This is a genomic window from Klebsiella sp. GG_Kp146 (assembly GCF_040061975.1).
Taxonomy (GTDB): Bacteria; Pseudomonadota; Gammaproteobacteria; order Enterobacterales; family Enterobacteriaceae; genus Klebsiella; species Klebsiella quasipneumoniae.
Genome location: NZ_JBEAHA010000005.1, coordinates 154,510 through 162,419, shown reverse-complemented (window position 1 = coordinate 162,419; position 7,910 = coordinate 154,510). Strand labels below are relative to the sequence as shown.

The 7,910-nt window shown below is 57.0% G+C and carries 6 protein-coding genes; 4 read left to right on the top strand and 2 right to left on the bottom strand.

Annotated elements, in window-relative coordinates:
- Window positions 1-241: 241 nt before the first annotated feature.
- Window positions 242-703 (bottom strand): acetyltransferase, encoded by a 462-nt coding sequence (locus ABLU95_RS08060; protein ID WP_065883729.1) that lies wholly within the window; start codon window positions 701-703, stop codon window positions 242-244.
- 156 nt (window positions 704-859) lie between these two features.
- Here ABLU95_RS08060 and metA point away from each other — a divergent pair, with 156 nt between their 5' ends.
- The 4 genes from metA (at window position 860) to aceK (ending at window position 6,923) form a co-directional block, all read left to right on the top strand.
- Window positions 860-1,789, top strand: coding sequence for a homoserine O-succinyltransferase (metA, locus tag ABLU95_RS08055; protein WP_004146576.1), 930 nt, complete (start codon window positions 860-862; stop codon window positions 1,787-1,789).
- Window positions 1,790-2,049: 260 nt separating this feature from the next.
- Window positions 2,050-3,651 (top strand): malate synthase A, encoded by a 1,602-nt coding sequence (gene aceB, locus ABLU95_RS08050; protein WP_101990232.1) that lies wholly within the window; start codon window positions 2,050-2,052, stop codon window positions 3,649-3,651.
- 80 nt (window positions 3,652-3,731) lie between these two features.
- Window positions 3,732-5,036 (top strand): isocitrate lyase, encoded by a 1,305-nt coding sequence (aceA, locus tag ABLU95_RS08045; RefSeq protein ID WP_004206828.1) that lies wholly within the window; start codon window positions 3,732-3,734, stop codon window positions 5,034-5,036.
- Window positions 5,037-5,138: 102 nt separating this feature from the next.
- A complete protein-coding gene (gene aceK / locus ABLU95_RS08040) occupies window positions 5,139-6,923 on the top strand; it encodes a bifunctional isocitrate dehydrogenase kinase/phosphatase (protein ID WP_348874676.1) in 1,785 nt (594 codons plus the stop codon).
- A 50-nt stretch (window positions 6,924-6,973) separates the two neighbouring features.
- On the opposite strand, the gene iclR is transcribed toward aceK, so the two are convergent.
- Window positions 6,974-7,804: a glyoxylate bypass operon transcriptional repressor IclR gene (gene iclR / locus ABLU95_RS08035; RefSeq protein ID WP_004206826.1), complete on the bottom strand. Its 831-nt coding sequence runs from the start codon at window positions 7,802-7,804 to the stop codon at window positions 6,974-6,976.
- Window positions 7,805-7,910 lie beyond the last annotated feature (106 nt).

Here is a 7,910-nt window from a genome sequence, read left to right as displayed (position 1 = left end):
CGATGGTAGTGTGGGGTCTCCCCATGTGAGAGTAGGGAACTGCCAGGCATCAAATAAAGCAGAAAGCTCAGTCGAAAGACTGAGCTTTTTGTTTTTGCGTTTAAAAAGAACCCCGTCCCGAAAGGTGCGGGGTTTTTTGCTGTGTGGGGTATATCTCCCCGGTGGCGCTGCGCTTACCGGAGCTACGGATCCTCGGCCACCTGCTGGCCGAGGGGACATCAATGCCGCAAAGTTACCGACGTCAATCGTAGTCTGCTTCAGCCTGCTGCTCATGTATCAAATTCAATAACGGATACGGTTGACCCAGATCGTCCGTTTCAGAGCGACCTGTCACTTTGAAACCCATTCTCCGATAAAACCCGACCGCTTGTTCATTCTGCTCATTTACGTTGGTCGTCAGTGTTGGCGTTAACGACAGCGCATGCGCGATCAGCAATCTCCCCACACCGCAGCCGCGGACATCCGGATCGACGAACAGCGCATCCATATGATCTCCGGTCAACAGCATAAAGGCGATCGGCTGGTCCTCCGTGTTAACCGCCACCCACAGCGGAGCCTCCGGTAAAAAGGCACGTACCAGCTCCTCCAGCTCTCTCCGATACGCTTTTGACAGAAAATCGTGCGTGGCGTCGACTGACCGACACCAGATCGCAATCAGTTTATCCCCTTCATCAGGCCGGGAACGGCGGATGCTAATAACCATATTTTCTCCTTTTCTTCATTCTTATATTCTAACTCAATGCGCGCCGTGAAATTTTCTCACCGTGAACATGCAGACTCGACATTCACCCGATTCCTGGTTATCTTCAGCTATCTGGATGTCTAAACGTTTATACGTATGCTATGAGGTAATAGAGTTATGCCAATTCGGGTGCAGGACGAGCTACCAGCCGTCAATTTCTTGCGCAATGAAAACGTCTTTGTGATGACGACAACGCGTGCAACAACTCAGGAAATCCGCCCCCTGAAGGTGTTAATCCTCAACCTGATGCCGAAGAAAATCGAGACGGAGAATCAGTTCCTGCGTCTGCTGTCGAACTCTCCGCTGCAGGTGGACATCCAGTTATTACGTATCGATGCGCGTGAGTCACGTAATACGCCGGCGGAGCATCTGAATAACTTTTACTGCAATTTCGATGAGATCTGCGATCAGAACTTCGACGGCCTGATCGTCACCGGCGCTCCCTTAGGCCTGGTTGAATTTAATGATGTCGCTTACTGGCCGCAGATCAAACAGGTGCTGGAGTGGGCCAAGGATCACGTCACTTCGACGCTGTTCGTCTGTTGGGCGGTTCAGGCCGCGCTGAATATTCTGTACGGCATTCCCAAGCAGACCCGCGCCGAAAAGATTTCTGGCGTTTATGAACACCATATTCTTCATCCACACGCTTTACTGACCCGCGGTTTCGACGACTCTTTCCTGGCCCCACACTCACGCTATGCTGACTTTCCTGCAGGGCTTATCCGGGATTATACCGATCTCGAGATCCTCGCGGAGACGGAAGAGGGCGATGCGTATCTGTTCGCCAGTAAAGATAAGCGTATAGCCTTTGTCACCGGCCACCCCGAGTACGATGCCAATACCCTGGCAAGTGAATATTTCCGCGATGTGGAAGCCGGTTTGAACCCTGAGATTCCCCACAACTATTTTCCGCAAAACGACCCGCAGAACAAACCGCGCGCCACCTGGCGGAGCCACGGTAATCTGCTGTTCGCTAACTGGCTGAACTATTACGTCTACCAGATTACACCATACGATCTGCGTCATATGAATCCAACGCTGGAGTAATACTCCGCACGAAACGATCCTAAAGCGTTTCAGCACTTTGCCTCTGGCACCTTCGGGTGCCTTTTTTATTTCCGAAATTCACCTCATGGCTGATGATAACTTTAATTTCATTGTTATCAATATGTTAATCTCATTTTAAAATTAAAATGGAAATTGTTTTTGATTTTGAAAATTAATTGAGTAGTCTTAATTGTGCTGAGCGAAAACTGCACAACGATCTTTCGCTCGCTTCCAGCGGATCAACCAAGAGGAGCAGCACAATGACGCAGCAGGCGACAATCACCGATGAACTGGCCTTTAGTCAGCCCTATGGCGAGCAGGAGAAGCAGATCTTGACGCCTGAGGCGGTAGAATTCCTGACGGAACTGGTGAGCCGCTTTACGCCGGCGCGCAATAAACTGCTGGCCGCGCGTCTGCAGCAGCAGCAGGCCATTGACGATGGGCAGCTGCCGGATTTTATTTCGGAAACTGCTTCCATTAGAAATGGCGACTGGACCATTCGCGGTATCCCGGCGGATTTGCAGGATCGCCGCGTTGAAATCACCGGCCCCGTCGAGCGCAAGATGGTCATTAACGCGCTGAATGCTAACGTAAAAGTCTTTATGGCGGACTTTGAGGATTCGCTGGCGCCGGACTGGCGTAAAGTCATTGATGGCCAAATCAACCTACGCGATGCCGTGAACGGGACCATCAGCTACACCAATGAGGCTGGCAAAATCTACCAACTGCAGCCCAATCCCGCTGTGCTGGTATGCCGTGTGCGCGGCCTGCACCTGCCGGAAAAGCATGTGACCTGGCGTAATGAGGCCATTCCCGGCAGTCTTTTCGATTTTGCGCTCTATTTCTTTCATAACTACCAGGCGCTGCTGGCGAAAGGAAGTGGTCCCTACTTCTATCTGCCAAAAACCCAGGCCTGGCAGGAGGCGGCATGGTGGAACGATGTCTTCAGCTTTACTGAAGATCGCTTTGACCTGCCGCGCGGCACCATCAAGGCCACGCTGCTGATTGAAACACTGCCGGCGGTGTTCCAGATGGATGAGATCCTGCATGCGCTGCGCGACCATATTGTCGGCCTGAACTGCGGCCGCTGGGACTATATCTTCAGCTATATCAAGACGCTGAAAAACCATCCTGACCGCGTACTGCCGGACCGCCAGGTGGTGACGATGGATAAACCCTTCCTCAGCGCCTACTCACGGCTGTTGATTAGGACCTGCCACAAACGCGGGGCGTTTGCGATGGGTGGAATGGCGGCCTTTATCCCGAGTAAAGAGGCCGAGCGTAACCGTCAGGTGCTGAATAAAGTCACCGCCGACAAAGAGCTGGAGGCGAACAACGGTCACGATGGCACCTGGATCGCCCATCCTGGGCTGGCGGATACCGCCATGGCGGTGTTTAACCGCGTGCTCGGCGACAAGCCGAATCAGCTCTCGGTGACCCGTAGCGAGGACGCGCCAATTACCGCCGAACAGCTGCTGGCCCCCTGCGAGGGCGAGCGCACGGAAGCCGGGATGCGCGCCAACATCCGCGTGGCGGTGCAGTACATCGAAGCCTGGATCTCCGGCAACGGCTGTGTACCGATTTATGGCCTGATGGAAGACGCCGCGACGGCCGAGATCTCGCGCACCTCTATCTGGCAGTGGATCCATCATCAGAAAACCCTGAACGACGGCACGCCGGTCACGAAAGCGCTGTTCCGCCAGTGGCTGGCGGAAGAGCTGATGGTGATTCAGGAGGAGCTGGGGGAGCACCGCTTCAGCCATGGCCGCTTTGACGATGCGGCGCGGCTGATGGAGCAGATCACCACCTCCGACGAACTGATTGATTTTCTGACATTACCGGGCTACCGCCTGCTGGCCTAATCGCCAGATGGTGTTGTTCGCCATTTAGTCCTTCACCAATGACGCCTGGGGAGCCAGGAAATAATATGGAGCATCTGCACATGAAAACCCGTACCCAACAAATCGAAGAATTAAACAAAGAGTGGACGAACCCGCGCTGGGAAGGGATTACCCGCCCGTACAGCGCGGAAGAGGTGGTGAAATTACGCGGCTCGGTGAACCCGGAATGCACGCTGGCGCAGCTTGGCGCAGCGAAAATGTGGCGTCTGCTGCACGGTGAGGCGAAGAAAGGGTACATCAACAGCCTTGGCGCGCTGACCGGCGGCCAGGCCTTGCAGCAGGCGAAGGCCGGCATCGAAGCCATTTATCTCTCCGGCTGGCAGGTGGCGGCGGATGCTAACCTGGCGTCCAGCATGTACCCGGATCAGTCGCTGTACCCGGCCAACTCGGTACCGGCGGTGGTGGATCGGATCAACAATACCTTCCGCCGCGCCGATCAGATCCAGTGGTCAGCCGGGATTGAGCCGAACGATCCGCGCTTTATCGACTACTTCCTGCCGATTGTGGCGGATGCGGAGGCCGGTTTCGGCGGCGTCCTGAACGCCTTTGAGCTGATGAAATCGATGATTGAAGCCGGTGCAGCGGCTGTTCACTTCGAAGATCAGCTGGCGTCGGTGAAGAAGTGCGGTCATATGGGCGGTAAAGTGCTGGTTCCAACCCAGGAGGCGATACAGAAACTGGTGGCGGCGCGTCTGGCGGCCGACGTGATGGGGGTCCCGACGCTGGTGATCGCCCGTACCGATGCTGACGCTGCCGATTTAATTACCTCAGACTGCGATCCGTACGATCGTGAGTTTATTACCGGAGATCGCACCAGCGAAGGGTTCTTCCGCACCCATGCCGGGATCGAGCAGGCGATCAGCCGCGGGCTGGCTTACGCGCCGTATGCGGACCTGGTGTGGTGTGAAACGTCGAAACCGGATCTCGAGCAGGCGCGTCGCTTTGCCGAAGCCATTCATGCGCGTTTCCCGGGCAAACTGCTGGCCTATAACTGCTCGCCGTCGTTTAACTGGAAGAAAAATCTCGATGATAAAACCATCGCCAGCTTCCAGCAGCAGCTGTCGGACATGGGGTACAAATACCAGTTTATTACCCTCGCCGGGATCCACAGCATGTGGTTCAACATGTTCGACCTCGCCCATGCCTACGCTCAGGGTGAGGGGATGCGCCACTATGTTGAAAAAGTGCAGCAGCCGGAATTCGCCGCCGGGCCGGAAGGCTATACCTTCGTCTCGCATCAGCAGGAGGTGGGCACCGGCTACTTCGACAAGGTCACTACCATTATCCAGGGCGGCGCCTCGTCGGTGACGGCGCTGACCGGCTCGACCGAAGAAGATCAGTTTTGAGCCATGCCCGGTGGCAGGACGCTCACCGGGCCTGTGAAGGGATCCAGACCGGATAAGCGAGCGCGCCATCCGGCCTGACGTGGTACCGGATGGGGGAGTTCGATGACGCGTGGTCTGGAATTACTGATTGCCCAAACGATATTGCAGGGATTTGACGCTCAGTATGGGCGTTTTCTCGAAGTGACTTCCGGCGCGCAGCAGCGCTTTGAACAGGCCGACTGGCATGCGGTGCAGCAGGCGATGAAACAGCGGATCCACCTCTATGACCACCATGTGGGTCTGGTGGTGGAGCAGCTGCGCTGCATCACGGAGGGAAAAAGCACGGATGCCGACTTTTTGCTGCGGGTGAAAGCCCACTACACCCGTTTGCTGCCGGATTACCCTCGTTTTGAAATTGCCGAGAGCTTTTTCAATTCGGTCTACTGCCGCCTGTTTGACCACCGCTCGCTGACCCCCGAGCGGCTCTTTATTTTCAGCTCGCAGCCCGAGCGTCCTTTTCGCACCCTTCCGCGCCCGCTGGCGAAAGATTTCTATCCAGAGCGCGGCTGGTCGCACCTGCTGGGTAAAGTGCTGTCCGATCTGCCGCTGCGGCTGCCGTGGCAAAATAAAGCGCGGGATATCGGCTATATCATTGCCAGTCTGCAGGAGGCGCTGGGGGAGGAACCGCTCGCCACCTGTCATCTACAGGTCGCCAATGAGCTGTTCTATCGCAACAAAGCCGCCTGGCTGGTGGGCAAACTGGTGATGCCGATGACCACGCTGCCCTTCTTGCTGCCGATCCATCGCAGCGACGAGGGCGAGCTGTTTGTCGATACCTGCCTGACCACCCATGCCGAAGCGAGCATCGTTTTTGGCTTCGCGCGTTCCTATTTTATGGTTTATGCGCCCCTGCCCGGCGCTCTGGTGGAATGGCTGCGCGAGATCCTGCCGGGTAAAACCACGGCCGAGCTGTATATGGCGATTGGCTGCCAGAAGCACGCCAAAACCGAAAGCTATCGCGAATATCTGCACTACATCGCTCGCTGCGATGAGCAGTTTATCGAGGCGCCGGGCATTCGCGGGATGGTGATGCTGGTGTTTACCCTGCCGGGGTTTGACCGGGTGTTCAAGGTGATCAAAGACCGCTTCGCGCCGCAGAAGGAGATGACCGCCGCCCACGTGCGCGCCTGCTATCAGCTGGTAAAGGAGCATGACCGCGTCGGGCGGATGGCGGACACGCAGGAGTTTGAAAACTTCGTGCTGGAGAAACGACAAATCGCGCCAGCGCTGCTGGCGCTGCTGCAGGCGGAAGCGGGGAACAAACTGACCGACCTCGGCGACCGGATTGTCATCAGTCATCTGTATATTGAACGGCGAATGGTGCCGCTCAACCTGTGGCTGGAGCAGGTTAACGGCCAGGCGCTGCGCGATGCGGTAGAAGAGTATGGGAATGCTATCCGCCAGCTGGCCGCCGCCAACATCTTTCCCGGCGATATGCTGTTTAAAAACTTCGGCGTCACCCGCCACGGCCGGGTGGTGTTCTACGACTATGATGAAATCTGCTATATGACGGAGGTGAATTTCCGCCAGATCCCGCCGCCGCGCTATCCCGAGGATGAGCTGGCCAGCGAGCCGTGGTACAGCGTCTCGCCGGGGGATGTGTTTCCGGAGGAGTTCCGCCACTGGCTGTGCGCTGACCCGCGCATTGGGCCGCTGTTTGAGGAGATGCATGCCGACCTGCTGCGTGCCGACTACTGGCGCGAACTGCAGACGCGGATTAAAAACGGTCATGTGGAAGATGTCTATGCTTACCGGCGTAAGCAGCGTTTTAGCGTGCGCTATGGCGCCGACAGTAGGCCGGATGAGGCGTTTACGCCGCCATCCGGCAAGGTGCGCCGATCTGCCTGATGGCGCTACGCTTATCAGGCCTACTTAAAATGCCCCTGCGGGGCATTTTTTTATTTAACCCCGCCGTATGCCAGCGTCACTTCCTTCGCCGCTTTGATCACCAGCGCGCCCAGCTCGGTCACCCGATCATCGGTCATGCGTGAGATGGGACCGGAGATGGAGATTGCCGCGAACGGTTCGCGGTGTTCATCATAAATGCAGGCGGCGACGCAGCGCAGGCCGAGCGCGTGCTCCTCGTCATCGAACGAGTAGCCCCGCTTGCGGGTCTGCGCTAAATCTTCCTTCAGATGCAGCGGCGAGACCAGCGTGGCATGCGTATAGGCATGCAGCCCTTTACGGTGCAGCAGGCTGGTCACCTGCTCTTCGCTCAGCTGCGAGAGGAACGCCTTCCCGGCGCCGGAGGCGTGCATCGGCAGTTTTCCGCCGATTGGCGCCGACATACGCATCAGCTGGGTGCACTGCACCTGGTCGATAATGATCGCCTGGTGGTCGCTCTGGTCAAGCACCGCCAGATTCACCGTTTCACCGGAATCCTCCATCAGCTGGCGCAGGATCGGGTGGACAATCGCCAGCAGATTGCGGCTTTGCAGAAAGCTGCTGCCGACCACGAAGGCATGCGCGCCGACGGCCCAGTGGCCCAGCTCGCCGACCTGGCGAACGAAACCCAGCTGCTGCATGGTGGTCAGCAGGCGGTGAGTGGTTGAGTTGGGCAGACCCGCCTGCTGCGCCAGCTCGGTCAGCGCGACGCTGCTGTGGGACTCGGCAATCCATTCGAGCAATTTCAGGCCGCGGGTCAGCGACTGAACCTGACCGCCAGCCTGTTGGGCGGTGGCAGCCGCGGGTTTTCTGCCGCGTTTCGCGGGAACGGGGGTAGTGGCCATCGCGGACTCCTTTTTCTGTATCGTGGAAATGATTTTCGTTTTATTTGGCGATAATGCAATCACAACCGGACTCATCGGAGGAGTGAAGCTGAACATGTCTCATATT

Bases quoted from the DNA above. Each gene is read 5' to 3' on its own strand.
- ABLU95_RS08060 (WP_065883729.1), bottom strand. From the start codon at position 703: ATGGTTATTAGCATCCGCCGTTCCCGGCCTGATGAAGGGGATAAACTG.
- metA (WP_004146576.1), top strand. From the start codon at position 860: ATGCCAATTCGGGTGCAGGACGAGCTACCAGCCGTCAATTTCTTGCGC.
- aceB (WP_101990232.1), top strand. From the start codon at position 2,050: ATGACGCAGCAGGCGACAATCACCGATGAACTGGCCTTTAGTCAGCCC.
- aceA (WP_004206828.1), top strand. From the start codon at position 3,732: ATGAAAACCCGTACCCAACAAATCGAAGAATTAAACAAAGAGTGGACG.
- aceK (WP_348874676.1), top strand. From the start codon at position 5,139: ATGACGCGTGGTCTGGAATTACTGATTGCCCAAACGATATTGCAGGGA.
- iclR (WP_004206826.1), bottom strand. From the start codon at position 7,804: ATGGCCACTACCCCCGTTCCCGCGAAACGCGGCAGAAAACCCGCGGCT.